This is a genomic window from Streptomyces sp. ADMS (assembly GCF_033441795.1).
In the GTDB taxonomy this organism is placed as follows: Bacteria; Actinomycetota; Actinomycetes; order Streptomycetales; family Streptomycetaceae; genus Streptomyces.
On record NZ_JAVFVX010000389.1, the window covers coordinates 1 to 566 of the forward strand.

A 566-nucleotide genomic window follows, 5' to 3' on the forward strand; every position below is an offset into this window, starting at 1 on the left:
CCCCCGACCGGCCACACCATACGAATCAACGACCCGCGAAGTACGGGTCTAGGCGAGGGCGGGGTGTGTTCGCTGCCCGTGGCGGGCAGGTGGCGCTCGGCCCAGGCGTCGGCGCGGGCTTGCAAGACGGTGGGAGGCAGATCCCAGTAGGTGTCGACCCAGGTAGGGTCGGGCTGCCGCAGGCCGGGGAGTTCGCGCAGGCGCAGGTAGTCGGTCAAGTCCTCGCCGCGAGCGTAGACAGGCCAGAAGGCGTCGCGGACACGGCCGACGAGGGTGTCCTCGTGCTTCTGCAGCCACAGGTTCATCCGCCGCTGGTGACCGTCAGTGTTGTGCAGGGGGTCGAGGTTCGCGGCGCTGCGGCGCTTGTTGGCGTCCGCAAGTGGGATTTTCAGGGCACCTAGGGCGTCGGGCAGTTCGTCGTCCACGTGGGCCAGGACGTCATCCGCGGCGTCCGGAAGGTGCCGGGTTAGCCAGGTCGCGAGATCCTCGGGGGCGGCGAGGGTGTGGCGCTGGTCGTGGGTGCGCCGTGAGGCGCTGTGTTTCGAGCGGAGGTGAAAGACCTTCGC

General features: G+C 69.3%; 1 protein-coding gene. It reads right to left on the reverse strand.

Features of this window, described 5'->3' with window-relative positions:
- Positions 1–566: hypothetical protein (locus RB628_RS41205; RefSeq protein WP_318325744.1), on the reverse strand; the 566-nt coding region annotated here is incomplete at both ends.